The sequence below is a fragment of the Janthinobacterium sp. Mn2066 genome, from assembly GCF_049319705.1.
GTDB lineage: Bacteria > Pseudomonadota > Gammaproteobacteria > Burkholderiales > Burkholderiaceae_D > Janthinobacterium.
In genome coordinates this window covers 1-288 of record NZ_JBMOUF010000048.1, presented here as the reverse complement: position 1 = coordinate 288, position 288 = coordinate 1, and the positions used below count along the sequence as shown (strand labels likewise).

Here is a 288-nt window from a genome sequence, read left to right as displayed (position 1 = left end):
TATCGCGGCCCGTACGCTGAACCTGAACTTTACGGGCATCAACAAGACTTATGACGGCACTACCTCGGCTGGCGTGACGATCGGTGATGACCGCATCGCCGGGGACGCCCTGACGGTGGCCGGCAGTGCCAGCTTTGCCGACAAGAATGCTGGCACCGCTAAAACCGTCAGCGTGAATGGCGTCGGTGTGACGGGCGCCGATGCAGGCAATTATGTGCTCGGCAGCCACAGCGGCAGCACCACGGCCGATATCGCGGCCCGTACGCTGAACCTGAACTTTACGGGCAT

General features: G+C 61.8%; 1 protein-coding gene. It reads left to right on the top strand.

Annotated features, from left to right (window positions below; genetic code table 11):
- Positions 1 to 288: YDG domain-containing protein (locus ACL9RI_RS27695; RefSeq protein ID WP_422729653.1), on the top strand; the 288-nt coding region annotated here is incomplete at both ends.